Origin of the sequence: Haloarcula salina (genome assembly GCF_010119195.1) — an archaeon.
Classification (GTDB): Archaea; Halobacteriota; Halobacteria; order Halobacteriales; family Haloarculaceae; genus Haloarcula; species Haloarcula salina.
Map to the genome: position 1 here is coordinate 1 of NZ_WRXL01000003.1, position 23,766 is coordinate 23,766.

Sequence of the window (23,766 nt, forward strand, 5' to 3'; positions counted from 1 at the left end):
CGCTCGTGTACCTGATGCTGCCGAACTGTTTCGGTCATGAAACGGGCAGAAGCGGGATGGGCCCTGCCGGATTTGAACCAGCGCTCAATCGGTTATGAGCCGATCGCTTTAACCAGACTAAGCTAAGGGCCCTCATCGGTGCTTCAGGAGTGTTCGTCTTTAGCCTGTCGGGTCCGAGTCAGGGGGTTTCGACTGCGAAGCCGCCGTCGACAGAAGCACTTCGCGAAACGGAACCGTGATGAATGCGAGAGAGAGAGAGAGAACGACGCCACCGCCAGGGCTCGAACCTGGGACAACCTGGGTAACAACCAGGTGCTCTACCAACTGAGCTACGGCGGCTCGTACGCATACTGTGCTTGCCACAGTTGGTAATTAGGGCTTTCGCTTCGGGCCGGCATCGACACGCTTTCACGCACTCTGCGAGTAGCCGGCGGTATGAGCGACGAGTTCGACGCCGTCGTCGAGGCGGTTCGAGAGCGGATCTCGCCCACCGGCGACGAGCGAGCGCGGTTACAGCGGGTCGCCGACGCCGTGATGGCCGACGCCGAGTCGGCGATCGCCGAGCTGCCGGTCGACGCCGAGGTCGTCCAGGTCGGATCGACGGCCCGCGGGACGTGGACCGCCGGCGACCGGGACGTGGACGTGTTCGTCTGCTTCCCGCCGTCGCTGGACCGGGAGACCCTGGAGGAGTACGGGCTGACCGTCGGCCACGCGGTGTTGCCGGAGGGGCGCGAGGAGTACGCCGAGCACCCCTACGTCGTCGGCGAGCGCGACGGCTACGCCGTCGATCTGGTCCCGTGCTACGCGGTCGAATCGGCCACGGAGATCCAGTCGGCGGTGGACCGCACGCCATTTCACACGCGATATCTGGCGGCGCGACTGGGTGAAGACAGCGCCGGCGACGTGCGCGTGGCCAAGCAGTTCCTGAAGGGCATCGGCGCGTACGGGAGCGATCTGCGGACTCGGGGGTTCTCGGGTTACCTGACCGAGCTGCTGGTACTGGAGTACGGCGGCTTTCGCGGGCTGATCGAGGCGGCGGCGGACTGGCACCCGCCGGTCCGGCTGGACCCGGCGGACCACGGGGCGGCGACCTTCGACGACCCGCTGGTGGTTATCGACCCGACGGACCCGGAGCGAAACGTCGCGGCTGTCTGTTCGACCGACAACGTCGCCCGGCTCCAGCACTACGCCCGCGACCTGCTCGACGACCCGCACACCGCCCTGTTCACGGCTCGCGAGCCCGAGCCGCTGGACGCGAGCGCAGTCGAGGCGGCCGTCGACCGACGGGCGACGACGCCGGTCGCGCTCCGGTTTGCGGCCCCGGACGTGGTGGAGGATCAGCTCTGGCCCCAGTTGCGCAAGTCGCTCGACGGTTTGCGGGGCGAACTCGACCGCCGCGGATTCGACGTGTTCCGGGCGGCGGCGTTCGCCACGGACGGGGCCAGAAATTCCGCCGGATCCGGGACCGCAACGGGCGACGCCGTCCTGTTCATCGAACTCACGGTCTCCGAACGCCCGGCCGTCGAGCGCCACGAGGGGCCGCCGGTCCACGTCCGCGAGCACGCCGGCGGCTTCTACGAGAAGTACGACAGTGACCCGGACGTGGCCGGTCCCTTCATCGACGGCGACCGGTACGTCGTCGAGCGACCGCGGGAGTTCACCAGCGCGTCCGAGTTCCTGTCGAGTGACCGTGTCTTCGACGTGGGGCTCGGGCCGCACGTCGAATCGGCGTTAGCCGACGGCTACGACCTGCTGGTCGGGACCGAGGTCGTAGCGCTGGCTGACGACTTCGGCGTCGAACTGGCCCGTTACTTCGACCCGAAGCCCTGATCGGCGAGCGCGTCGAGCACGTCGCGGGCGTCGTCGCTGACCTCGTCGTCGGGCTCCATCGGCTGGTAGCCGTCGAACACCTCGTGGACGGTGGTCAGCGAGTCGGCGAGCGTGTCCAGCCCGTAGCCGCCTTCGAGAACGAAGCCCAGGTCGGCCCCGCAGGCGTCGGCGAGCGTGCGCACGCGGTCGGTCATCGCGCCGTAGCCCTCGGTCGAGACGCGCATTCTGGAGATGGGGTCGTGTTCGTGGGCGTCGAAGCCGGCGCTGATGAGCAGCAGGTCGGGGTCGTAGTCGCGGATCGCCGGGGCGAGGCACTCGTCGATGGCGGCGAGGTAGTCGGCGGTGTCGGCCCCCGGCTTGTACTTCACGTTGAGGTTCGTGCCGTCGGCGTCGCCCGTGCCGGTCTCGTCGACGTCGCCGGTGCCGGGGTACAGTCCGTCCTCGTGGATCGAGGCGTAGAACACGTCCGGGCGGTCGTAGAAGATGTCCTGCGTGCCGTTGCCGTGGTGGACGTCCCAGTCGAAGACGGCGACGCGCTCCGCGTCGGCTTCGAGGGCCGCCTGCGCGGCGACTGCGACGTTGTTGATGAAGCAAAAGCCCATGGCGTCGTCGCCGACGGCGTGGTGGCCCGGCGGTCGGCCGAGCGCGAAGGGCGTGTCGCGGCCGTCGTCGCCGGCGAGCGCGGACTCAGCGGCCCAGACGGCGAGTCCGGCGGCGGCGAGCGCGGCGTCCCAGGTTGCCTCGACGGCGACGGTGTCGGCATCCCAGTTCCCGCCGCCCTCCTCGCAGAACGTCCGGAACTCGTCGATGTAGTCCGCCCCGTGGACCTCGGTGACGAGGTCGACGTCGACGTCGCTCGCGGCGACGTACTCGACGCCGTGGTGTTCCTTGAGCGCGCGCCGTATCGCTCGAAGTCTGTCAGGGCTCTCGGGGTGTCGCGGGCCGGTGTCGTGGTCCAGACAGACTTCGCGGTAGCCGAAGTTCATTCAGTAGTACGTGGCGAGTTCGAAGTAGGTTTCCACGTCCGCTGCCTTGATGGTTCGGCGGTCAGCGTGACGGGCCAACGCCGCGGCCGCCGCGGCCGTGTCGTCGGCGTACGTTTCGAGGATCGACGCCAGCGCGACGCGGGCGTCCATGGCGACGCGGTAGTCGTCGTCGATGTCGAGCCTGGCGATGCGGTCGACCGGGGCGACGGGGAGTTCGAGTCCGTCTTTCTCCGGGACCCCCTCGACACCGAAGTCGGCAGGCATCAGCGTCTTCCGGCCGTCGGCCGTGGCCTCCTCGGCCGCCGAGACGGCCAGCGCGGCCCCGTGGTCCTGTATCCGGCGAGCCAGTTCCTCCGCAGCATCGGCACTCACCCGGAGTCCGTCCGCGTTCCGTCGAATGACTGCATCCACCGGGGCGAACGGTAGCTCGACACTCATACGCAAACCCGGGAGTGTTGCGGTCTTAAGAGTTTCCGTAGCGCCGCTCGGCGACTCAGAACACGTCCTCGGCGTCGAGGCGGTCGTCGCGGAGCTCGCCGCGGACCGTCACCTCCTGACCGAGCTGGACGCGCTCGCCGGTCTCGACGCTCATCGTCTGCTCGCCGTCGTCGAGAACGACGGGGTCGCCGGTCTGGACGACGGTGCCGGTGAACTCGACCTGCTGGCCCGCGCTCTGGGCGGCGTCGCCCGTGGTGCCCGCGTCGGGTGCATCCGCACTCTGGGACGCCTCGTCAGCGGCCCCGCCGTCGCCGTCCGCGAACGACGAGAGGCCGGCGTTCGCCGAGTCGTCGGCGTCCGCGCCGGGCGCTGCACCGCCGGTGTTCAGGTTCGCGCCGTCGTCGAGGACGACGACCGTCGACTGCCAGCCGGCGGAGGCCTCCTTGTCGTCCTGCCAGCCGTCCTGGATCTCCACGTCGGCCGCCAGCACCTCGTCGCCCGGCGCGATCTCGGCGTCGGCCTTGTCGCCCCACAGCGCCACGCGGATGTCGCCGGTGGCGTCCTGGATGCGGACGTTGCGAACCTGGCCCTCGCTGCCGTCGTCCCGGTCGAACGTCCGCTTTGGGTCGGCCGAGCGGACGACGCCGGCGATGTCGACCGTGTCGCCGATCTCGACGCGCTCGATCGCGTCCGCCTCCGGTTCGAAGGCCACGTCCTCGTCGACCTCGTCGACCGCGCCCTGGTCGCCGACGTGCAGTTCCAGCGCGCCGTCGCGCTCGCGAACGTAGCCGTCCACGACTTCGACGGCCGCCCCAGCGTCGAGTTCCTCGGCGCGGTCGGCCCGGTCGTCCCACAGCGTGACCCGGATGCGGCCCGTCTCGTCGCCGAGCGTGAGGTTCGCGACCCGTCCCTCGCTGCCGTCGTCCCGGTCGAACGTCCGGATCGAGTCGGTGTCGAGGACGAGCCCCCGAAGCGTCACGTCCGACTGGCCCATCGTCAGCGAGTCGATGGACGAGCCGCCGCCCGGCTCCACGTCGATCTCGGCGTCCTCGTCGGGTTCGGCCTTGTCGACGGACACTTCCAGCCCGTTGTAGCCGTCCTTCGGCCGGCCCTTGACGCGCAGCACGTCGCCGACCTCCAGTCCCCCGTCGTCGATGTCGACGGCCTGGCCGTCCCAGAACGCCAGCCGGACGCTCCCGGTCTCGTCGGCGGCCTCGATGTTGATGACGCGGCCGTCCTCGTCCTCGCCGTCGCGCTCGAACGTGCGCAGGTCGCCGACCGACAGCACCTTCGCCAGGAACTTCACCTCGTTCATCCCCGGTTCGACGTCGGCGATGGCGTTGACCTCGTTCTCGTTGAGTTCGTGGGCGAGCAACATCGCGGCCGTCTCCTCGTCCGCGAGCCCACCCATCTGCTCGACCTTCTCCTCGACGGCCTCGCGGAACTCCTCCTCGGAGACGTCCGTCTCGAGATCCGCGTAGATATCCTCTATCGCACCCATCTATCTATGGGACGCAAGGTTGGGGCGCGCTTAAGCGTTGTCGTTGGGCGGTCGTACGGCCGCTGTCCGTCGGTTTCGCGGTCCGGTGGTCCATCACCTCCGTCTGCCCGCGGGATGGGATATAAACGCTCGGCCGCGGCCGGGGTCACGCGAAGGGAGGGCCGACACTCAGCGCGTCGCCGTCGCCGCCGTCGTCGGCCCGTCGCCGTGGTCGTGCGTGACCGTGACCGAGCCCGGGAGCCCACCGTCGACCGTCACGACCGCGCGGTAGTCGATCTCGACGATCGCCTGGGTACAGCCGTCGCCCGCTCCCTCGCGGTCGGTGGTCGCCACTGCAATCGTCAGTTCGTCGGCGTCGCCGTCGTACGACACGCCGGCCAGTTCCGCCGTCTTGCAGCCGTTGGCGCCCCAGATGGTCCCCTCGGCGACGACCGTTCCGTCCCCGAACGTGACGGTCGCGTCGCTCGCCTGCGTGCCCGAGGCGCGTCCGGTGACAGTGAACTGGGTGTCGGTCACACTCGGCCCTTCGGCCGGACTCCCCGTGGGCGTTTCGCCGGACCCCGGCCCGCCGTCGAGACAGCCGGCGACCACCGCTGTTCCGGCCGCTCCGACAGACCGTACGAACTGTCGCCGTCTCATACTCGATGGTGTGCGGGTACGTGAAAGGTCCTGTCGGTGGCTCAAACGCGCCTTTCAGCGAGGTGTGTCCACCCGTCGCGTGGCGGTGGCCGAACCGTCACCCTTTTTAGAGGGACCACCCTCTCTCGATATGAGTCCGGATAGGGTAGTGGACTATCCTCTTGGCTTGCGGAGCCAGGGACCGGAGTTCAAATCTCCGTCCGGACGTTTCCTGCCGACGCAATTCGCCGAGCGACAGCGAGGCAACTGCGTCGGTGAAACGCCACGCGGAGATGTGAGCAGACGAGGAACGCGCAGCGAAGCGAGCATTTCTCGACGTGTTCAAATCTCCGTCCGGACGGTCACTGCATTCACGACCGGCCGCGCTCGGTGGGTCGGTGTGGTTTTCCGACTGTGCGGTCAATCTCCGAGTATGCGCGACCATCTCCGGGCGGGCATCGCCGTCTACAACGAGGGCCGCTACCACGCCGCACACGACGCGTGGGAGGACTACTGGCTGGTCCTCGGTTCTGGTGACGACGAGCGCTTTCTCCACGGCCTCATCCAGTTCACGGCGGTCGTCCACCACGCCACGCGGGAGAACTGGTCCGGCGCGGAGGGCCTGGCCGAGAGCGCGGGCGAGTACCTCGCCGATCTCCCGGACCCCTACCGCGGCGTCGCGCTGGCGGACGTGCGGGCCCTCCTCGCCGAGACGGCGGCCGACCCGCGCTTTGCGGGGCGAGTCGAACCGCCGGTGCTGACACACGAGGGCGAGGCGCTGGACTACGACGCGCTCGACTTCGAGGCGACGGCCGTCGCCGCCGGTGTCCTGGCCGAAGCCGACGGCTACGACGAGAATGTCGTCGACACGGCGGTCGACTATGCGCGGGACGAACTCGGTGGGGAGGGCGGCGAGCGGTTCGTGGGGATGCTGTTCTCGTTCGTCCGCGAGCGCGACCAGCGACCAGTGGTCTATCAGCGACTGCGTGACCACGTCCAGCGGGAGCGGCAGAAAGACGACGACGTGCGCGGGCTGTTCGACTGAATAATTCTGATACCGGCGTTAGCGGAACGGCTCACCACGCTGTCGTTCGTACCACCAGTGTAATAAATAGAAGAAGAAAGTCAGAATGAGAAAGGCACCAACTATTCCGATGAGATCGCCAAAACCCACCACTTCTTCGGAGATTATACTGTAAACTAATCCACCGGCCATTCCAGCGATTACTGTCTCCCCTGCTTTTGTACCGGTATACAACAAATCAACCATCGTCTACTCTGTGCTCAGAGTGATACTCAGGCGTCCGGTTCGGCGACGCGCTCGTCGCCGTCGAAGTGCGCGGAGTTGTCCTGCGGATCGTAGCCGAGCACGTCCTTCGCCCGCTCGATGGAGTAGTACTTGCGGTCGTTGTCGGAGATGCCGTAGACGATCTCGAAGCCGTAGTCGGCCTCCAGCGCGCACTCGTGGATGTGGGCGCAGTCGCGGTAGGAGAGCCACATCGCCTGTCCGCGCTCGTAGTCGATCGGCGGGTGGCCGCGGGTGAGGTTGCCGATGCGGATGTTGCAGACGGAGATGTCGTGTTCGTCGTGGTAGTAGCGCCCGAGGACCTCTCCGGTGGCCTTCGAGACGCCGTAGAGGTTGCCGGGGCGGGGCAGTTCCGTGCCGTCGAGGCGGTAGTCGTCGGCGGTGCGATACATCTCCGGCGTGCGCTCGTCGGTCTCGAACGCCCCCACGGCGTGGTTCGAGGAGGCGAAGACGAACTTCTCGACGCCCTCCGCGACGGCGGCCTCGTACATCTTCTGGGTCCCGTCGATGTTGTTCGAGAGGACGGAGTCCCAGGGGGCCTCCGGGCGGGGGTCACCGGCGAGGTGGACGACGGCGCCGACGCCGTCCATCGCCGCTCCCACGTCGTCTTCGCTACTGACGTCGCCGACGAGGTAGTCGTGGTCGGGCTCCTCGGCGGGCGGGCTGTGGAACATGAGCTTCCACTCGTAGGCGTCCCCGATGCCTTCGAGGATGGCCGCCCCCACAGCGCCGCCAGCGCCGGTGAGCAGAACCGGGTCGTCCATTCGAGTGTAAGATACGCCGCCCCCAATAGGTAGCTTGCGGTTCGCTTTTGTGTCGTGCCGGCGATCCGACGCTATGGACCCGACGACGCCACAGACCGCCTGTTTCGAGGCGGGCATCAAGTTCGGCTCGCTGTATCACCAGTTCGCCGGGACGCCGATCAGCCCCGACAGCGCCGACTCGCTGGCGACGGCGATGGAGGAGGCCATCGAGAACCAGCCGTACTGCGAGTCGGTCACGGTCTCGGTGAAAGAGGAGGCGCTCGCGGCGGCCATCGACGACGCCGGCGCGGACTACACCGAACTTACGGGCCGATTGCTCGACGTCGCGATGGAAATCGACTACGAGGGCGTCACCGTCGAGACGAGCATGGCGATGGCGGACGGCTACCCGCTGATGCAGGTCGACGCCGTGCGAGAGTGACGGCAGGGGCCAAGCGGAGAGAGTGGGTCGCGAGCGGCTGAATCACTGTCATCCCTCCGAAAATTTTACGCGACAGGCAGGTGAGTCTCTGTTTGCATGGCCCTCCACGCAGTAGACGACATCGACGACGCTATCGACGCCACGAAGGCGTTCCTCTTCCCGTTCGAGAAGTGGACGTGGCTCAAACTGGCGTTCGTCGTGTTCTTCATCGGCGGTGGCGGCGGCGGTCTGAACAACGTCCAGTCGTTCGGCAACGTCGGCGACTTCGGTAACGGCGGCCCGGGGAGCGGGAGCGGGGGCGGTTCGGCGAGCGGAGAGTTCTCGCTGTCGGCGCCGCTCGAATCGGTCGCGGGACTGCCCGGCGACGCCCTCTTGCAGGTCTCCGAGCCGGGCGTCCCCTCGGACGTGCCCACGGAGGCCCTTGCCGGCCTCGGGTTCGTCGTCTTCGCGCTGCTGGGGCTGATCGTCCTCCTCGCGCTCGTCTACGGCATCCTGAGCAACTTCATGGAGTTCGTGCTGACGCAGGCGCTCATCGACCGCGAGATACACGTCCGGCGGTACTTCAGCGACCACGTCGGGAACGGCGTGCAGTTGTTCCTGTTCCGACTCGCGCTCGGCGTCGTCTGGCTCGGGGTCGCCCTCGCCATCGGCGCGGCCGTGTTCTTCCTCGCGCTCGGCGGCGAGATGGCGAACGTCGGGGCGTCGAGCATCCTCGCGCTGTCGGGACTGTTCATCGTCGTGTTCGCGGTGCTCGCCGTCAGCTACGGCGTCGTCTTCGGCTTCACAACGGTGTTCGTCGTCCCCATGATGACGGCGAGCGACGACGGCGTCCTCTCGGGGTGGAGCCGGCTCTGGGGCTCGATGAAAGCCGAGCCCAAGCAGTACCTGGCGTACTTCGGGCTGTCCATCGTCCTCCAGATCGGCGTCGGCATCCTCCAGGCGATCCTCGGAGTCATCGCACTCATCGTCCTGTTGATCCCGTTCGGCCTGCTCGGGCTGGTGCTGTTCCTCGCGCTCGGCGGCGGCGGGATGCTGGCGTGGGCGGCAGTCGGCATCGTCGGCACGCTCGGCTTCCTCGCGTTGGTCGTCGTCGGCGCGCTGATCCAGGTACCGCTGACGACGTTCCTGCGGTACTACGCGATGCTCGTGCTGGGCGACATCGACACGGACCTCGACCCCATCCCCGAGGTGCGCGCGGACATTCGCTCGGCCTGACCGCCTGACTGGGTTTTCGGTTTCGCGATCGACCATCCGCCCACGTCTTGCGGTTTCACTTTCACTTTCAGGCGGGCTTTTAACCCCGTACCGATCGAACCGGTTGGCATGAGTCAAACGAGTCTGGACGACGACGAACTGTTCGGCGAGGCGGCGAACGAGATGCGGACGGACGTCGAGGAGTCGCTCGCGAAGGCCCGCGAGGCGCTCCCCGAGGCCGACGCGGTCTGGGACGTGGAGGCCGACAACACGCTCGGCGTCCTCAACGCGCTCAAGACCGCCCTCGACGTGGGCGACGCCGAGGACCACCTGCGGGACGCCAAGAAGTGGTACACGATGGGCGAGCGCGCCGACGCCTTCGAGGACGCCGACGACCTCGCCGAGGAGATCGAGACCATCGCCGACCTCGTCGACGACGTGGACGACGCCCGCGAGCAGGTCGGCGACCTGACCGCGACGATCCCGCAGCTCCGCAGCACGCTGGAGGAGTTCGAAGACGAGGAGGGCGCGGACGCCGAGGCCGACGGCGACGGCGAGGCCGAGGCGGAAGCCTGAGTCAGTCCCGGTCGTTCAGGTCCCGGTCAGCCACGCGCGCGAGCAGCGCCGAAAGCGCCTCGCTCGCGTCGTCCAGTAGCTGTTCTCCCCGCTCGGCCCCGCCCTGGCGCGGGTCGCCGACCGTCCCGTTCTCGCTGAACTCCGCCGAGTCGTAGGCCAGATTGACGCCGCTGACCCACTCGCCCCAGCCGTCGGCTCCGCCCGCCGCGGCCTCGTCCAGTCGGTCCTCGCGGACGAAGTCGGGATAGACACACTGGAGCAGGCTCGTCTCGACCGGTCCGCCGTGGCCCATGTCCGGGGCGTCGGCGGCGTCGAACCAGGTGAAGGGGACGGCGTAGGCGTCGTCGTGGCGCGTGATGCGGGCGCAGACCTCCCGGAGCGCCGCGACGTTGCCGCCGTGGCCGTTGACGACGACGACGCGGTCCCAGCCGTGATGGGCGAGGCTCGCGACCGTCTCGCGGACGTAGTCGCGGAAGGTGTCCTCGCCGACCCAGAGCGTCCCGGTGAAGTGGCGATGCTCCTCGGCGATGCCGACCGGGACCGCCGGCGCGACGACGACCTCGCCGTCGTAGCGCTCGACGCCCGCGTCGGCGACTGCCTCGGCGGTCAGCACGTCCGTCCCCAGCGGCGCGTGGGGCCCGTGTTGCTCGGTGCTCCCGACCGGCAGCACCGCGAGGTCCGTCTCGACGGCGTCGGCGTCCGTCCACGTGGCCGCTCGTAAGTGCATACCCGTCGGTGTGGCCGCCGGGGACACAAGCGTAGCGGTCACGCGCGGCCGACGCTCGCCGCTGGCGAGCGCAGTGGCAAGTGAACCGCGGCGGGCCTCAGACGATGGAGTCCGGCCGGGTCGAGAAGTAGGTGAACACCATCCCGAGGCCGACGCCGTAGACGACGTGGGCGACGAGCGTCAGGACGGCGTACAGTGCCAGCGCGAGGCCGGACTGGTCGGTGTAGAAGGCCAGAACGAACCCGGTCCACATGGCCGCGCCGAAGAACGCGCCGCTGACGGCGTCGGACTCGCCCGGGAGATAGGCCTTCAGCGAGGCGAACAGCAGCGGCCAGGGGAACATCCCGCCGCCGAGGAAGATGAAGAAGCCGAACAGGACTTCGGGGACGTAGCCGGTCAGGCCGACGAGTTCGGTGAGGACGGCGAAGTCGGACAGGCTGAACGCACCGACGGACTGCGCGATGAGGAAGACGACCGTCATCATCGCCGTCCCGACCAGGCCGCCGGCCGCACCGACGACGCCGTCGGCCAGGATACCCGCGAGGCTGTCGAACTCCTCGGCGTCGGTGAGCGAATCGTCGGACACGGGGTCGTCGACGCCGGTGGACGTATCTTCCATGGTGTGTCGTAACATACCAGTAGATAAAAAAGTTCCCGCAGATGTCGGGGTCGAGAGTTATAGGGGACACCGAGTGGTCCACAATACCTAATACCTGTTGGAAATAATCATGTAGGAAATGCCGAGTTTCGTGTTATCACACACCGCGGCAGTGTTCCCCTTGCACGGTGGCGGTGTCAGGGCCCCCAGTGAGGTATTCGCCCAAATTTTCGAGGTGTTCCTCCTGCTGGGGACGGCAGTCGGCGTCGTCGTCGTGGCGTACACGATGTACCACGCGCTCAAGTACCGCGACGACGGGGGCGCGGACCCGTACGCTGACAAGGTCGAACGCCCCCAGATGGGCGAGATGCCCACGGGCGGCTCGGGCGGCCGGAAAGTGTTCTACTCCTTCAGCATCAGCGCCATCATCGTCGTGTCGCTGATCGCCTGGACGTACTCGCAGTTGCTCTACATCGAGCAGGGACCGGATCCGGCTCAGACGGACGCGCTCGAAATCGACGTGGAGGGCTTTCGCTTCGGATGGGAGTTCGCCTACCCGAACAACCACACGACGAACACGCTGTACGTGCCACAGGACCGGGTGGTCAGATTACAGGTGACCTCGCGGGACGTGTTCCACAACTTCGGCATTCCGGAGTTGCGCGTCAAGACCGACGCCATCCCCGGCCAGTACACCTCGGCGTGGTTCACGGCGAACGAGACGGGCACCTACGAGGCCAAGTGCTACGAGCTGTGCGGTAGCGGCCACTCGCTGATGATCGCCGAGGTCCGCGTGCTGCCCCAGGACGAGTACGAATCGTGGTACAACGGGACCGAGGGCTCGACCGGGAGCGGCAACCAGACGGCGGCGAACGGGACCGAGACCGCCACCGAGTCGGCTGACCTCGCGGCACCGACCGCGAGCGCCGCGCCCGCCGCGACCGCGGGAGGTGTCGGCGCGTGAGCCACGACCACGGGCTCCCGCCGAAGTCGTCGGTGAGCCGGTGGTTCCTCACGACGAACCACAAGGACATCGGCGTCCTGTATCTCATCACCGCGCTGTTCTTCCTCGTCTTCGGCGGCGTGCTGGCCCTGCTGTTCCGCCTCGAACTCATCACGCCCGGCGCTGACCTGCTGGGACAGATGGGGTACAATCAGGCCGTCTCGACACACGGTCTGCTGATGGTGTTCTGGTTCATCTCGCCCTTTGCCTTCGGGTTCGCGAACTACCTCGTCCCGCTCCAGATCGGGGCCGACGACCTCGCCTTCCCGCGCCTGAACGCGCTGTCGTACTGGCTGTACCTGTTCTCGGGGCTCCTGATGGGCGTCTCATTCTTCCAGGGCACGACGTTCGCCGGGGGCTGGACGATGTACGCCCCGCTGAACACGCCGGCCTACATCCCCGGCGAAGGGCTGGGCGCGACCTCGGTCGTGCTCGCGCTCATCATGTTCACCGCCGCCGTGACGCTCGGATCGGTGAACTTCCTGACGACGATGTACCGCATGCGCGCCGAGGGCCTGCGGATGCGAGACATCCCGATCTTCTCGCTGTCGATCAACCTCACCGTCTGGATGATGCTGTTCGCGTTCGCGGCGCTGCTGGCCGCGCTGATGATTCTCGCCTCGGATCACATCCTCGGGACGACCTACTTCCAGTACTCCATCGACGGGACGACGATGGCGACCGACGCCGACAACCCGGGGGCGTCGCTGCTGTGGGCGCACCTGTTCTGGTTCTTCGGCCACCCGGAGGTGTACATCGTCTTCTTCCCCGCGCTCGGCGTGATGGCCGAGTGCTTCCAGACCTTCACGGGCCGCCGGCTCGTCGGCCGGAAGTGGTTCATCATCTCGATGGTGCTGGTGGCGATCCAGAGCTTCGTCGTCTGGATGCACCACATGTTCCTGACCGGGATCAACCTCCCCATCAAGACCATCTTCATGGCGACCACCATCGGCATCTCCCTGCCCTTCGACCTGATGGTGTTCTCGCTCATCTACACGATGGCCAAGGGGCGGGTCCGCTTTACCACGCCGTTCCTGTTCTCGCTGGGCGCGCTCATCCTGTTCATCATCGGCGGCATCACCGGCGTCTTCCTCGGAGCCATCGTGCTCGACTACCAGTTCCGCGGGACCTACTGGGTCGTCGCGCACTTCCACTACGTGATGGTCGCGGGCGCGACCGCCCTCTTCGGCGGACTGTACTACTGGTATCCCAAGATAACGGGGAAGATGTACAACGAGCGGTTGGGTCAGATCCAGTTCGGCGTCTACTTCCTCGGCTTCAATCTGCTGTACTTCCCGATGTTCATCGCCTGGGAGACCCCGCGGCGGGTGTTCGTCTACCCCGAGAGCCTCCAGATCTGGCACTCGATGGCGACCGTCGGCGGATTCATCCTCGGTGCGAGCTTCCTCCTCATGTTCTACAACCTCTTCGTCAGCCTCTGGCGCGGCGAGGACGCCGGCGACAACCCCTGGGCGTACGCCACCTCCGCGGAGTGGGCGGTATCCTCGCCGCCGCCGCTGGAGAACTTCCCCGGGGTCCCCAGTTACGCCACCGGCAAGCTGGAGTTCCTCGACGACGAGACGGTGGCGGAGCGGACGGAGCGCGCGAGCGGGGCCGGTCACGGCCACGCCGCGACTGACGGCGGGACCGCGGCCGACGGCGGTGCCGTGACGACCAGGGCCGCGGCGACGGCCACCGCGATGGAGCCGGCCCACGAGACCGCCGGCGAAGAACACGCCAGCCACGCGAGCTTCTGGCCGTTCCTCGTCAGCCTCGGGGGCTTCGTCACGTTCCTCGGCCTCTCGGGCGTGCGGACGGGGAGCGTCGTGTACCTGTCGATGGCGGCCATCGGCGGCCTCGTGACGTTCGGGTCGCTGTTCGGGATGACCCGCGAGCCGTTCCACGCGCCGGAGATGGCCATCGCGGAACGCTGGCCCTTCTCGTCGGTCGAGAAGATGAAGCTCGGGATGTGGACGTTCCTCGCGAGCGACATCGTCCTCTTCGGGGCGTTCATCGGCTCGTACGCCTTCGTCCGGGTCGCCTACGGCTGGACGGCCTGGCACCACGACCTCATCCCCGCCGAGCACGTGACGATGCCCGGCCTCATCAACACGTACCTGTTGCTCACATCGAGCTTCCTCGTCGTGCTGGCGATGGTCGCCGCCGAACGGGAGAGCAAGCGCGGCACTGTCGCCGCGCTCGTCGGGACGTTCGCGCTGGGCGTCGGCTTCCTCATCAACAAGGGACTGGAGTGGCAGCACCTGTTCCACATCCACAGCGAGGCGTTCCCGAACGGGTGGAACCTCTCGACGAACATCGCGTCGTCGACGTTCTACCTGACGACGGGACTGCACGGGGCCCACGTCACCATCGGGCTCATCATCTGTGCGTACATGGCCGTCCGGGCCTGGAACGGGGCCTACCAGGGCGACGACAGGGCAATCGAGTACTTCGGCCTGTACTGGCACTTCGTCGACATCGTCTGGCTGTTCCTGTTCCCGCTGTTTTACATCCTCTAGAACAATGGACTGGAAAGGATACACCGTCATATACGTCGTACTGTTCGCGTTCGCGACCGCGCAGGCCGTCGTCGAGTTCGCCGGCCTCGTCGAGAGCGCGTACTGGATCGCCTTCGCCGTCATCATGGTGCTGTCGGTGATCAAAGCCGTCGGCGTCGCCGCCTACTACCAGCACCTGCGCTGGGAACCGCGAGCCGTCACGTACCTCGTGGTCGGCGGCACCGTCGCCGCCCTCGCCCTCACTGGTGCGGCGGCGTACTCGATACTGTGAGAGCGGTCAGGCCAGCAACTGGAGGCTGACCGCGACGAGAAAGAGCGCGCCGGCGACGGTCGCCGACTCTGCGACGGCCAGCGAGCGCGGGTGGCCCCGGCGTGTGGCCGAGAGATAGACGCCAAACAGCAGGTAGCCGCCGAGGACGAGGCCGCCGGCGACTGCCACCGCCAGCCCGGCGGTGGCCTGGCTCTCGACGGGGCCCGAGATGGCTGCGACGACGCCGAGGACGAAGCCGACGACGAGCACAGCGAAGGCGACCACCCAGGTCATCGGGCGGCCGGCCATCGCTTCGAGGCGGCCCGTGCGATTTAGCGCCGGCGACCAGTCGCCTGTCGAGTCCGTCGGGCGGTACTGATACCAGCCGCGGCCGCGGATCATCCATACCACCACCGCTACCGCGAGTACGCCCATCAGGGCCGTGCTCGCGAGGTACGCGGTTGACATGTGGTGACATACATGATGCTAGGCAATAATCGTTTACCTCCCACGACCCCGGTCGTCAGCCGAGCGAGACGACGTCGACGCCGGTGACCTCGAAGCGAGCACCGCCCTCCTCGCACTCGGTGATCGTCAGCGCCCAGCCGTGGGCGTCGGCGACCTGTTTGACGATGGCCAGCCCGAACCCCGTCCCGGATTCGACGGTCGTGTACCCGGCGTCGACGACCGCCTCGCGGTCCTCGGCCGGGATTCCGGGGCCGTCGTCCTCGACGTAGAAGCCCCATCGGTCCGGTTCGTCGACGTCGCCCACGGTCACGGTCACGTCATCCCCTGCGTGCTCTACCGCGTTCCTGATGAGGTTCTCGAACAACTGCTTGAGGCGCACCTCGTCGGCGCGGACGGTCCGGTCGGTGTCGACGACGAGCGCCGCGGCACCGGTCTCGACGCTGTCCCAGCACGCGTCGACGACCACGGACAGCGGAACTGGGTCCGGGTCGTCGACGAGGCGGCCGTCGCGGGCCAGTGCCAGCAGGTCGTCGACGAGCGACCGCATCCGATCGTGGGCGCGCGCCACGTCGGCCAGGCGCTGGCTGTCACAGTCCTCCATCGCCAGGTCGAGGTGGCCCTCGGCGACGGTCAGCGGGTTCCGGAGGTCGTGGCTGACGACGCTCGCGAACTCGTCGAGGCGGTCGCGCTGTCGCTGGAGTTCGCGCTCCTGGCGCTTCCGGTCGGTGATGTCCATCGCCGTCAGATACACCCGTTCGAGGGTGTCGGCGTACTCCGCCGGGACGTTCAGTTCGATGATCTCGTGTTTGCGCTCGCCCGACAGCGTCCGCCCCACGGTCTCCCAGCGGTAGGTCCTCTCGCCGTCGGCGAGCGCGAGCCACATCCCCGCGGCCGACTCGTAGGCCGCGTCGGTGAACACCCGATCGAGGTTCGTCAAGAGCGCCTCCTTCGACGGGGCGTCGTAGTACGCCAGCGCGTTCTCGTTGACGTCGATGATGTCGATGTCGGCCATCAGTTCGCGGACGACCTCGGGGCTGGTCTCGAGGTGGGCTTCGAGGTCGTCGACGCGCGCCGTGATCTCGTCCAGTCGGCGCTTGCTCGCCGAGTAGTCCTCCTCCCAGATGATGTGCGGATTGTTCTCGAACAGCGAGCGGTAGCGCTTCTCGGCGTCGCCGGAGTGCTCGACGAGGCGACGCTGTTCGACGGCGTCTCGGACCGTCGAGACCAGTACCGCCGGCCATCTCGTCGCGTCGGCCGGCCGGCGAAGCGTCCGGGTCGCTCCGCGTTCGAGGGCAGTGGTTGCTCGGGACCCGTCGCCGGTGTCGAACACCGCGACGAACGGGATCCCATCGGTGACGGCGTCCAGCACGGACGGACCGTCGACGGCGGGCGCGTCGAACTCACAGACCACGCAGTCGACGGGCACCGACGCGCACCGCTCGATGGCGTCGGCCGTGGTCGGAGAGCGCTGGACGGAGCGAATCGCCGATTCAGATTCGAGCACCTCGACCGCCCGCCGAGTTCGGTCGTCGTTCCAACCCCCGCCGACGTACCGCACCGAAACGGGGTCCCCCACCTCGCTACCCATGGGCCTACGCATGGGGCACACCCTGATAACGTTGTGTGTCACACGGGCTGTCGTCCCCGGTTTCCGGGCGGCCGCGTCCAGTCCGGCGAGGCCTCAGTCGTCCGCGTCGGTCCGCGCCCGCCGCTCGACCGCACGCCGGACGAACTCCTCGGGCAGTTCGTCGATCTCGCCGGCCTGGACGGCCCAGAGGTTCGCGTACAGGCCGTCGGCCGCGAGCAGGTCGTCGTGGGTCCCGCGCTCGACGATGCGCCCGTCTTCGAGCACCAGGATGCGGTCGGCGTCCTTCACCGTCGAGAGGCGGTGGGCGATGGCGAAGGTGGTCCGGTCGGCGGTCAGGTCGTCGAGCGAGCGCTGAATGAGCAGTTCCGTCTCCGTGTCCACGTCGCTGGTCGCCTCGTCGAGGATCAGGATCTCGGGGTCTTTCAGGATCGCCCGGGCGATGGCGATGCGCTGGCGCTGGCCGCCGGAGAGCTTGACGCCGCGCTCGCCGACCATCGTGTCGTACCCGTCGGGGAGGTTCCGGACGAACCCGTCGGCCTCGGCGGCCTCCGCCGCGGCGACGATCTCCTCGTCGGTGGCGTCGAACGAGCCGTAAGCGATGTTCTCCCGGACCGTGCCGTAGAAGAGGAACGTCTCCTGGCTGACGTAGCCGACGGCCCGCCGGATGCTCTGGATCTGCACGTCGCGCACGTCCTGGCCGTCGATTCGGACCGCGCCCTCGTTCACGTCGTACATCCGGAGCAGGAGCTTCAGCACCGTCGACTTGCCCGCTCCGGTCGGCCCGACGAGCGCGACCGTCTCGCCGCCGTCCGCGTCGAAGGACACGTCCGAGAGCACCGCCTCGTCGTCGTAGCCGAAGGACACGTCGTCGTACTCGACGGCCCCCTCGGTCACCTCGAGCGGCGGGGCGTCCTCGACCTCGGCGAGGCGGCCCGGCGTGTCCATCAGGCCGAACACGCGCTCGGCGGAGGCGTAGGCCCGCTGGTACATGTTGATGACCTGCCCGAACTGGGCCATCGGCCAGACGAACCGCTGGGTGTAGATGATGAAGGCGACGAACTGGCCGGGCGTCAGGCTCGCCGTGAGCGGCCCCGGCGGCCGCCCGATGACCATCAGGCCGCCGACGACGAAGGTGACGACGAAGCCGATCCCGGAGACCAGTCGGAGGCCGGGGAAGAAGGTGATGCGCGTCTCGATGGCGTCCCAGTTCGCGTCGAGGTAGTCCTGCGAGGAGTCCTCGACCCGGTCGGCCTCGTACGGTTCGGTGTTCGCGGTCTTGATGATCTGGATGCCGCTGAGGTTGTTCTCCAGCCGGGAGTTGAGTTTCCCGACGGTCGACCGGACCTCGGCGTACTTGGGCTGGATGGTCTCGATGAACCGCCTCGTGAACACGGCGATGATCGGGACCGGAAGGAGCGCGACGAGCGCCAGCTGCCAGTTCATCACGAACAGGTACGTGGCGATGCCGACGACCATGATGACCATCCGCGAAGCGGAGTTCAGGCCGTCGTTGAGGAACTTCTCCAGCCGGTTCACGTCGTTGGACAGCACCGACATCATCTCGCCGGTCTGCTTGTCGGCGAAGAAGTCCATGTTCAACCGCTGCATCGTCTCGTAGGTGTCCGTTCGGACGGCGTGCTGGACGTGCTGGGCGAACTTGTTCCACCCCCAGTTACGGCTCCAGTGAAACACCGCGCCGAGTCCGAACGAGGCGGCGACGACGCCGGCCGTGAGCCACAGGCGGGCGCTCTGTCCCGGCGGAATCCAGGCGTCGGGCACCAGAAAGAGGCTGTAGGCCGCCTCCTGACGGATGACGGCGTCGATGGCGAGCGCGAGCAACAGCGGCGGGAGCAGGTCGAGCATCCGGGCGGCGATCGAGCTGACGAGGCCGACCGCGAACGCGCCGCGCTGGCCGCGGCCGTACTCGGTGAACAGTCGCAGCATCGGCCGGTCGACGCGCTCCCGTGCGTCTTCGAACGCGTCGTCGTCCGCGCCCGCGTCGATATCCATTGTCGAATCGGAGGGGTCGAACCCGCAAAAGGGCGTCGGGCTACGCGGCCTCGGCCGGCAGTTCCACGTGGTCGCCCACGGTCACACCGGTCCGGTTCGTCCACCCGCGATTCACTTCGAGGACGTACTTTCCGTAACCCGAGTAGCGCTCGCTGTACTGCTCGCCCTCGGGCGGCGTCGGCGCGTGGTGAATCGTCGTGATCGTGCCGTTCTCCGCGACGAAGATGATGTCGAGCGGGAACGACATGTTCCGCATGACGTAGGTGTGTGTCTCCTCGGACTCGTGAACGAACAGCATCCCCTCGTCGGGCCCAAGCGACTCGGTCTCGCTCAGTCCGACGAAACGCTGCGTACCCGTCTCGGCGATCCGCACCTCGACCGTCCCGAGCGCCTCGCCGGCCCCGCGCTCGCGCACGGCGACGGTCGTCGCCGGCGTCGCGCTGTCGCCCGCCGTTCCAGCGTCGGTCGCCCCCTCGGTCGCGGTCGGGTCGGCGGCCGTCGCCGTCCCCTCGCGAACCGTCACCGTCCCCTCTTCGTACTCGCCGACGCCGACGACGTCGACCCAGAGCCCCGGCAGGACCGTCGCGGCACCGACGAGGACCACGACGGCCACGGCGGCGACGGCGATCCCAACCGCGAGACGGCGCTGCATATCACCAGTGTCGGCGAGCGCGTGGGTAATACTGTCGGTGCCCACTGCCGGCCGAGAGAGAAAGCGTTATTCCTGCCGATGGGGAACGGTGAAATGCGGGTCCGTGGTCTAGTTGGTTATGACGTGGCCTTTACAAGGCCGAGGCCGGTGGTTCGAATCCGCCCGGACCCATCGATTCTATCGCGAACATTCCGTGAGCGATGAATCTGTCTACCGGGCGGTCCGAACCCTGGAAGACGAGCGAAGCCAACCATCTCCCGGTTCGAATCCGCAGGGAGAGCGCTGCTCTACCGAGACCTCGTTCGTGTCGCTTACGAGGACACCCCGACCCAGTTCTACCAACGGACGCCAGTCAGCGCGACGCGAATCCTCGACCGCTGGAACTGTCTCTGTGGCAATAGCTCCCGAAAGGCATATACCGAGTGTTGCGTTACCGCAGATCATGATAGACGGGTCGACGTGTCCGCAGTGCAGCGGGCACGTCTCGACGGCTAACGGAACGGAGTACGAGTGCGACGACTGCGGGGAGACGTTCGACAGCGCCGACCTGTTTCTCCCGTAGCGCGGCGTGAGGGGGGCTCGTACGACGCAGTCGAACGCCCGCCGGCTTTCGAAATCCTTTTTTCTACCCTCGTCGTCGCTTGGAGTGCGCGCCGCCTTAGCTCAGACTGGGAGAGCACTCGACTGAAGATCGAGCTGTCCCCGGTTCAAATCCGGGAGGCGGCATTTTCTTTCGAATCAGTGGGAGAGCAATGCGACCGTGTCGGTGAGCAGTGACGAATGTGCCCGAGCGGATTCGACCCCTGGAAGGCGTAGCGCCGAGCGGAAACGAGGTGAACGACCTCTGTTCGGGCACGCTCCGAGGGCACGTCTGTGAGTTCGCTCGACGAGCAGCGGCGACGGGAAATGAATCAAGCGTGTGAGGCAATTCGGTGACTATCGCCGTCCCGTCGCAACGAGCAGGGCGCCGAACCCGACGCCAGCGACGATGAGTCCGGCACCAGACAGCGCGTACAGCTCTGCCGGATCGAAGGATAGCCGGTTGCCATAGGCGGCGATGGCGGCGGAGAGTAACAGCGTGAGCCCCGAGCCAGTGAGGACGGTCGCGAGATCGAAGCCGACAGGGCTACCGAGATCGGGCATGGGAACGAGAACGTGGCGCGGACGCATACGTCGCGGGCTTGCGTGTGAAGACCGTCGAGCGGCGGTCGTCCAGACCCCGCACTGGCGGCGGGAGCGTCCCCGAGTCAACCCCTCACGAGCAGTCGAGGTCGTCGCACTCGGCCGAGTATTTGAGCCGAGCGGGACCGTTCCCGTCGTCCCATCTGTTGTAGTAATGGAAGAGCGGAGGCCGGTCGGTACGGAGGACCGTGGACGCGTCGTCCGGCGGTGCGTCGGCGAGTACGAGGCCGTCGCGGTCGAAGAGATACCGCGTCTCGCCGGGGGAAAACGGCGGTTCGAACGAGATGTCGGCTCCCCCTACCATTTCGTTGACGGTCAGGCGGCCCACCAAAAAGCCGGTCGAGCTGTTCCCGAGAACGTCCCCGCCCCCGGTGTTCGTCAGCTCCATCACGCGCCCTTCGTCGCGCCACTCGACGCCGAAGGCCGGGAACGCACGAGCTCGGTCGGGGAGACCCGAAAGCGCCGCCGGTGGCTCGGCACCGATGTCGATCTGGTAGCGGTACTCCCGCTCGTACGTCGATTGGGCGGGGTTCTGTCTGATTCCCGTGTATCGGGCCTCGAGTCGCCGGATGAGTCCGTTCTCGTCGACGGCGAGTTCGATGTGGTCTACCGACTCGACCGTCCGAGTGGTGGCCGAGGTGACGGTGAAGGCGGCGACGTCCGTCCCGCCCTCGCTCCGGATTTCGAGGTCTCCACTGCCGAAGGGGGCCTCGAGCGCCTCTCGGAACCGCGGTGCGACGCTGTCGGCGACCGCCTGTGAGAACGGGCGGCTACTCCCGGCGGCGTCCCCGACGTACAGCTCGGCCTTCCGCTCTGCGCTTCGCTCGATGTAGCGGACGTTCGGGTCGATGTAGAGGGTGGTGTGTGGCGACACGCGGTGAGCGACCTCCCATCGGGTGTAGTCGGGCGTCCCGGCCGAACGGATGCGTCCCTCCTTTCCGTCGATGAAGTAGTTATCCGACCGGTCGACGAACTCCGCCGTGAACGTCATCGACTGCAGTTGCTCGTGGTGGCCGGCGATCAGCCGCGTCGGATTCTCGACCCCGTCGACGGAGATGCCGGGCGGAAAATCGAATCCGGACGCTGCGCTGCGGTTCTGGACCGCTGTCTGCGCCCTGCTACAGCCGGCGGCGCTCCCGAGCACGCCCGTCCCGAGTGCGGAGAGATAGTGTCTACGTCGCACGACCCGTTCGTTAGGGTGGCCGGGTAAATCGCTTTCGGGCGGCCCGATGCCAATGTGAGCGTCGCCGTCGGTGCCGACAGCGGGGCTCATCCCTGTGGTATCGGCCACCGAGGGAGCACCGACGGTGGCAGATTCGGCGGCGCGAATAACCGACAGCTATTTGAAAATTCGAGCGGTCGTGACAACCACTATGTCAGTCTTGTCGACGGAAGACGAAGGGAAGTTCCTCATGGACGCGCAGGGCGAGCAGATCGGGATCGTCACTGAGGTCGATCCGGAGGCCCAGGTCGCGTACGTCGAGCCGGAGCCGGACCTCACCGAGGCCTGGATCCAGGGGCTCGGTTTCGGTGACGCCGACGAGGACGACATCGAGGTGTCCGGCGACGCCATCGAGACGATCACGGACACGGAACTGCGCGTGGCCGTCGACCTGTAGCGCGCCCGGACCACCAGGAGACCGCGACGCAAGAGCTACCGAGCCGAAGTCAGCCCTCCACGGGGAGTTCGCCGACGGCGAACGTCCACCACTTGACGAACTGCGTCCGCTCGTAGAGGTCGAGGAGCCGGGCCGAGAGGTCTGACTCCGAGATACTCGCGAGCATGAGCGGCGAGCCGAGCGTCCGCGACTGGACGAGGTCGAACTCCGCTTCGACGAGGTCGGTGACGGCGGTCTCCGAGAGGTGGCCGTAGATGTCGGTGTCCTCCTCGAGGGCGCCGAGGCGGAACGCCGCGCCTTTGGTGAGCCGGCGGTACAGCCCCGGCGTTCCTTCGAGGAGGGCGAGCCGGCCGCCGGGACGCAGGACGCGAGCGGCCTCGCGGATGATTCGCTCGCGGTCTTCAGGCGGAACGTGGTGGAGGAAGCGACGGCCGATGACCGCGTCGAAGCTGTCGTCGGCGAACGGCAGCGAGCGGGCGTCGCCGGCCAGTGCCGGTTTCCGAACGGCCGTCGCGTTCGACGGCCACCCTTCGAGCCCGATGTCCGCTCGCGGGTGCATGTGCTGGCCGAACGCGAGTTCGAGCGTGCGGCCGGCGGGCAACCGCGCGGCGATCAGCCGGTCGTGACGCTGGTAGATCCGCTCCAGGAGCGGGTGCTCCCGTACGTTGCGTGGCCGCTCCACGATCGCGCCGTCCTGAACGTCCCACGTGGCTTCGGACATACGCTGTCAGTCTCGTCGGTTCCGACGGCATCTGTCGACATTCTTATATAGGCTGTAAAATGAGGATTCCGCCGACTTAACGAGCGATTCACGCTCTCGACGTGACGATTAACGGTGCGATAAGCAAGCGAGGATGCTGCCGAATGGGCTGAAACGACGGCGCAGTCACTCGATGTCGATCCGGTGGCTGTCGTCGGCGTCGTCGGCCGCGACGGGGAGCGTGATTTCGAGGACGCCGTTGTGGTACGACGCCGAGATCTCGTCTTCGAGGACGGAGGCGGGGAACGCCAGCCGTTCGTCGACGCGCCGACTGCGGCGGGAGGCGACGGTGTCTCGCTCCTCGCTGACCTCGCTCTCGCCGTGGATGGCGAGGACGTCGTCGTCGAAGCGGATCGAGAGGTCGTCCTTCTCGAAGCCCGGGAGGTCGGCCATCACGACGAAGCCCTCGTCGGTCTCCTCGACGTCGACGTTCGTGTCGACGGTGGGCCAGCCGTGGTCGCCGTTCCACCCGCCGGCGGAGCGTCGGGCCGGCAGGGCCGACCCGGCGTCGCCACCCGTTCGGGCGTCGTCCCACATGGAGCGTCGCGCCTGTTCGAAGAATCGGTACATGTTCTCGAAGGGGTCGTGTCGGGTCGTCATAACGCCCTAATATAGGCTAGTATCGATATTAACCGTTGCGAGAACAGTGCTATCACGGCCTGAAAATAGCTTTGGTGGGGTATTCGGTCAACGCTCGATGAGACGGCGGCCTGGTCTCGGAACGACTGGTGCGGCCGCGGGGAGCCCAATTCGGAG

Annotated in this window: 24 protein-coding genes and 5 tRNA genes; 12 read left to right on the plus strand and 17 right to left on the minus strand. The window is 67.3% G+C overall.

Annotated features, from left to right (window positions below; all coding sequences use genetic code 11):
• Window positions 1-57: 57 nt before the first annotated feature.
• Window positions 58-132: transfer RNA gene (locus GM656_RS08380), tRNA-Ile, on the minus strand.
• Between the two features lie 134 nt (window positions 133-266).
• Window positions 267-339 (minus strand) — tRNA-Asn (locus tag GM656_RS08385).
• 96 nt (window positions 340-435) lie between these two features.
• On the opposite strand from GM656_RS08385, the gene cca reads away from it, so the two are divergent.
• Window positions 436-1,830, plus strand: a complete 1,395-nt coding sequence (gene cca / locus GM656_RS08390) for a CCA tRNA nucleotidyltransferase (protein ID WP_162413230.1) — start codon at window positions 436-438, stop codon at window positions 1,828-1,830.
• Here the strand turns inward: cca and GM656_RS08395 are convergent.
• The 4 genes from GM656_RS08395 to GM656_RS08410 form a co-directional block, all read right to left on the minus strand.
• The gene (locus tag GM656_RS08395) at window positions 1,809-2,816 is read right to left on the minus strand and encodes a histone deacetylase family protein (RefSeq protein WP_162413231.1); all 1,008 of its coding nucleotides are present in this window, start codon (window positions 2,814-2,816) and stop codon (window positions 1,809-1,811) included. The two genes, cca and GM656_RS08395, sit on opposite strands and share 22 nt — an antisense overlap.
• A complete protein-coding gene (locus tag GM656_RS08400; protein ID WP_162413232.1) occupies window positions 2,817-3,254 on the minus strand; it encodes a histone in 438 nt (145 codons plus the stop codon). It lies immediately after the preceding gene.
• Between the two features lie 55 nt (window positions 3,255-3,309).
• A complete protein-coding gene (locus GM656_RS08405; protein ID WP_162413233.1) occupies window positions 3,310-4,755 on the minus strand; it encodes a single-stranded DNA binding protein in 1,446 nt (481 codons plus the stop codon).
• A 168-nt stretch (window positions 4,756-4,923) separates the two neighbouring features.
• Window positions 4,924-5,271, minus strand: a complete 348-nt coding sequence (locus GM656_RS08410; protein WP_162413234.1) for a hypothetical protein — start codon at window positions 5,269-5,271, stop codon at window positions 4,924-4,926.
• A 257-nt stretch (window positions 5,272-5,528) separates the two neighbouring features.
• Here GM656_RS08410 and GM656_RS08415 point away from each other — a divergent pair.
• Window positions 5,529-5,601, plus strand: a tRNA-Arg gene (locus tag GM656_RS08415).
• A gap of 205 nt (window positions 5,602-5,806) precedes the next feature.
• Window positions 5,807-6,418: a DUF309 domain-containing protein gene (locus tag GM656_RS08420; RefSeq protein ID WP_162413235.1), complete on the plus strand. Its 612-nt coding sequence runs from the start codon at window positions 5,807-5,809 to the stop codon at window positions 6,416-6,418.
• Window positions 6,419-6,669: 251 nt separating this feature from the next.
• On the opposite strand, the gene azf is transcribed toward GM656_RS08420, so the two are convergent.
• The gene (gene azf / locus GM656_RS08425; protein ID WP_162413236.1) at window positions 6,670-7,443 is read right to left on the minus strand and encodes an NAD-dependent glucose-6-phosphate dehydrogenase Azf; all 774 of its coding nucleotides are present in this window, start codon (window positions 7,441-7,443) and stop codon (window positions 6,670-6,672) included.
• Between the two features lie 73 nt (window positions 7,444-7,516).
• Between azf and GM656_RS08430 the strand changes: the two genes are divergently transcribed.
• The 3 genes from GM656_RS08430 (at window position 7,517) to GM656_RS08440 (ending at window position 9,634) form a co-directional block, all read left to right on the plus strand.
• Window positions 7,517-7,864, plus strand: a complete 348-nt coding sequence (locus tag GM656_RS08430) for a dihydroneopterin aldolase family protein (RefSeq protein ID WP_162413237.1) — start codon at window positions 7,517-7,519, stop codon at window positions 7,862-7,864.
• Between the two features lie 96 nt (window positions 7,865-7,960).
• Complete coding sequence (locus GM656_RS08435) at window positions 7,961-9,079, plus strand: DUF7544 domain-containing protein (RefSeq protein WP_162413238.1); 1,119 nt, start codon at window positions 7,961-7,963, stop codon at window positions 9,077-9,079.
• 108 nt (window positions 9,080-9,187) lie between these two features.
• Window positions 9,188-9,634, plus strand: a complete 447-nt coding sequence (locus tag GM656_RS08440) for a DUF5790 family protein (RefSeq protein WP_162413239.1) — start codon at window positions 9,188-9,190, stop codon at window positions 9,632-9,634.
• A 1-nt stretch (window position 9,635) separates the two neighbouring features.
• On the opposite strand, the gene GM656_RS08445 is transcribed toward GM656_RS08440, so the two are convergent.
• Together GM656_RS08445 and GM656_RS08450 are read right to left on the minus strand one after the other, a co-directional pair.
• Complete coding sequence (locus tag GM656_RS08445; RefSeq protein WP_162413240.1) at window positions 9,636-10,361, minus strand: creatininase family protein; 726 nt, start codon at window positions 10,359-10,361, stop codon at window positions 9,636-9,638.
• Window positions 10,362-10,458: 97 nt separating this feature from the next.
• Window positions 10,459-10,980 carry a DUF6789 family protein gene (locus tag GM656_RS08450; RefSeq protein WP_162413241.1) on the minus strand — a complete coding sequence of 174 codons (522 nt, stop codon included), beginning with the start codon at window positions 10,978-10,980 and terminating at the stop codon, window positions 10,459-10,461.
• Between the two features lie 118 nt (window positions 10,981-11,098).
• Between GM656_RS08450 and coxB the strand changes: the two genes are divergently transcribed.
• From coxB to GM656_RS08465, 3 genes are read left to right on the plus strand one after another with little or no spacing between them, the layout of a single operon-like run.
• On the plus strand, window positions 11,099-11,923 hold the full coding sequence (gene coxB, locus GM656_RS08455; protein WP_162413242.1) for a cytochrome c oxidase subunit II: 825 nt from the start codon (window positions 11,099-11,101) through the stop codon (window positions 11,921-11,923).
• Window positions 11,920-14,481, plus strand: a complete 2,562-nt coding sequence (locus tag GM656_RS08460; RefSeq protein ID WP_162413243.1) for a cbb3-type cytochrome c oxidase subunit I — start codon at window positions 11,920-11,922, stop codon at window positions 14,479-14,481. Before coxB ends, GM656_RS08460 begins: the two co-directional genes overlap by 4 nt.
• 4 nt (window positions 14,482-14,485) lie before the next feature.
• Window positions 14,486-14,752, plus strand: a complete 267-nt coding sequence (locus tag GM656_RS08465; RefSeq protein ID WP_162413244.1) for a cytochrome C oxidase subunit IV family protein — start codon at window positions 14,486-14,488, stop codon at window positions 14,750-14,752.
• Window positions 14,753-14,758: 6 nt separating this feature from the next.
• On the opposite strand, the gene GM656_RS08470 is transcribed toward GM656_RS08465, so the two are convergent.
• The 4 genes from GM656_RS08470 to GM656_RS08485 form a co-directional block, all read right to left on the minus strand.
• On the minus strand, window positions 14,759-15,199 hold the full coding sequence (locus tag GM656_RS08470) for a hypothetical protein (protein ID WP_162413245.1): 441 nt from the start codon (window positions 15,197-15,199) through the stop codon (window positions 14,759-14,761).
• A gap of 55 nt (window positions 15,200-15,254) precedes the next feature.
• Window positions 15,255-16,787 (minus strand): ATP-binding response regulator, encoded by a 1,533-nt coding sequence (locus GM656_RS08475; RefSeq protein WP_241692730.1) that lies wholly within the window; start codon window positions 16,785-16,787, stop codon window positions 15,255-15,257.
• Between the two features lie 93 nt (window positions 16,788-16,880).
• A complete protein-coding gene (locus tag GM656_RS08480) occupies window positions 16,881-18,797 on the minus strand; it encodes an ABC transporter ATP-binding protein (protein ID WP_162413247.1) in 1,917 nt (638 codons plus the stop codon).
• A 40-nt stretch (window positions 18,798-18,837) separates the two neighbouring features.
• The gene (locus GM656_RS08485; RefSeq protein WP_162413248.1) at window positions 18,838-19,449 is read right to left on the minus strand and encodes a DUF192 domain-containing protein; all 612 of its coding nucleotides are present in this window, start codon (window positions 19,447-19,449) and stop codon (window positions 18,838-18,840) included.
• A gap of 97 nt (window positions 19,450-19,546) precedes the next feature.
• On the opposite strand from GM656_RS08485, the gene GM656_RS08490 reads away from it, so the two are divergent.
• Together GM656_RS08490 and GM656_RS08495 are read left to right on the plus strand one after the other, a co-directional pair.
• Window positions 19,547-19,620: transfer RNA gene (locus GM656_RS08490), tRNA-Val, on the plus strand.
• A 481-nt stretch (window positions 19,621-20,101) separates the two neighbouring features.
• A tRNA-Phe gene (locus GM656_RS08495) sits at window positions 20,102-20,175 on the plus strand.
• 210 nt (window positions 20,176-20,385) lie between these two features.
• Here the strand turns inward: GM656_RS08495 and GM656_RS08500 are convergent.
• Entirely contained in the window at window positions 20,386-20,592 is a 207-nt protein-coding gene (locus GM656_RS08500; RefSeq protein ID WP_162413249.1) for a hypothetical protein, read from the minus strand.
• Window positions 20,593-20,704: 112 nt separating this feature from the next.
• The gene (locus tag GM656_RS08505) at window positions 20,705-21,814 is read right to left on the minus strand and encodes a hypothetical protein (protein ID WP_162413250.1); all 1,110 of its coding nucleotides are present in this window, start codon (window positions 21,812-21,814) and stop codon (window positions 20,705-20,707) included.
• A gap of 190 nt (window positions 21,815-22,004) precedes the next feature.
• On the opposite strand from GM656_RS08505, the gene GM656_RS08510 reads away from it, so the two are divergent.
• Window positions 22,005-22,250: a hypothetical protein gene (locus tag GM656_RS08510; protein WP_162413251.1), complete on the plus strand. Its 246-nt coding sequence runs from the start codon at window positions 22,005-22,007 to the stop codon at window positions 22,248-22,250.
• 49 nt (window positions 22,251-22,299) lie between these two features.
• Here the strand turns inward: GM656_RS08510 and GM656_RS08515 are convergent, their stop codons facing one another.
• The gene (locus tag GM656_RS08515; protein WP_162413252.1) at window positions 22,300-22,971 is read right to left on the minus strand and encodes a class I SAM-dependent methyltransferase; all 672 of its coding nucleotides are present in this window, start codon (window positions 22,969-22,971) and stop codon (window positions 22,300-22,302) included.
• Between the two features lie 165 nt (window positions 22,972-23,136).
• Window positions 23,137-23,610: an Hsp20/alpha crystallin family protein gene (locus tag GM656_RS08520; protein ID WP_162413253.1), complete on the minus strand. Its 474-nt coding sequence runs from the start codon at window positions 23,608-23,610 to the stop codon at window positions 23,137-23,139.
• Window positions 23,611-23,766: the final 156 nt, after the last annotated feature.